Origin of the sequence: Zhongshania aquatica, from assembly GCF_027257955.1 — a bacterium.
Taxonomy (GTDB): Bacteria; Pseudomonadota; Gammaproteobacteria; order Pseudomonadales; family Spongiibacteraceae; genus Spongiibacter; species Spongiibacter aquatica.
Genome location: NZ_JANZNQ010000081.1, coordinates 1 through 1,443, shown reverse-complemented (window position 1 = coordinate 1,443; position 1,443 = coordinate 1). Strand labels below are relative to the sequence as shown.

1 protein-coding gene is annotated in these 1,443 nt (G+C 54.3%); it reads right to left on the bottom strand.

The annotated features are described in order from the left end of the window. Nucleotides 1-1,369: IS21 family transposase (gene istA / locus O9X78_RS20690; protein WP_269621583.1), on the bottom strand; the 1,369-nt coding region annotated here is incomplete at its 3' end. Nucleotides 1,370-1,443: the final 74 nt, after the last annotated feature.

Below are 1,443 nucleotides of genomic sequence, written 5' to 3'. Positions count from 1 at the left end.
CCGCCTCTAGGCGTGCCGGTGTGTATTGTTTGGCGAGATTCAGTAACCCCAAGCAGGCGCGATACGCCTGCTCTGGCACCTGCTTTCGTTGTAAGAACAGCTCAACCATCGCGTGTGTTGCGGGGCCTATTGTTCCCGCCCACGACAGCAGTCGCTTCGGCGTCCACTGCTGATGCCGCTGGTGTGCTTCAGGCATGTGATGTGTGCTGGTAGTAAATCCACCTTGACGCTGGCTACGTGCATGACGTGCTACCTGCTGATCCTTAAAGAAGATAGCAACACCGTCGCGGCTGGCCTGGATCTCAACTTGTGTTTTCACCAAGTGATGAGGAACGGAGTAATAGTGCTTGTCGAACTCGACGTGGTAATCAATATTGACCCGCGCCAGCTTGAACTCAAGGTATTCATAGCGCGTCGCTGGCAGCGGTTTAAGCGCCGGTTTGTCCAGCATCTCAAACTGGCTTAAGCGGCAACCTGGAAGCTTTTTGAAGGGCCGTTGGTTGAGATCTTCCAGTAAACTTTTAATCGTAAGGTTCAGCTCTGCCAGCGTAAAAAAGGTGTGATGACGTAGCTTGGCCAAGATCCACCGCTGCACAATCAGCACCGTGTTCTCGGCCTTCGCCTTGTCTTTTGGTTTGAGCGGCCGCGCAGGAATGATCGCGGTTCGATAGTGTGAGGCCATGTGTTGATAACTGGCATTGATGGTTGGTTCGTAACGGCAAGGTTTGCTCACTGCGCTGCGAAGCTGATCAGGCACAATGATCTCCGGCACACCGCCAAAGAACTCGAAGGCCTTAACGTGGGCATCGATCCAATCCGCTTTGCGTTGCGTCCAGCTGGCGGTGGCAAAGGTGTAATTGCTGGCGCCGAGTGTTGCCACAAAGATCTCAGCGTTGCGGATCTCTCCCGTATCGGGGTTAACAATAGCGACCGTTGCGCCGCTGTAATCCACAAACAGCTTTTCACCGGCGAGGTGTATCTGCCGCATAGAGCGTTTTTGTTGGGCGCGCCATTCGCGGTAATACCCGCAATACTGCGAGTACTGATAACCCGCGTCACCATAGGCCTGTTTGTACTCCTCCCACAGCAGCTGTTTGGTGACGCCTTTGCGCTTTAACTCCAGATGTATGGCGGCGCAATCAGGCATAACGCGGCCATGTCGCGCACTCAGCTGGGGTGAAGGAAACAACAGTTGCTCAAGATCGTTATCTGACAGCTCGGCGGGCAAGGGCCAGCAAAGGCCCAGCGCAGAGGCGCGTTTGCCGTAGGTTGATACGGTGCCCACGCCAATGCCCAGGCTGCGCGCTATCTGTCTGTGACTTAGCTTTGCCTCAAGTTTAAGGCGGAGAATTTCTTTGATATGTCGCATTGCTAATCTCGTGTTTGGCATCGTCATCCCGGCGCAAAAGCGGCAAGGATAACGTGCAGTACAGGATGAATTTC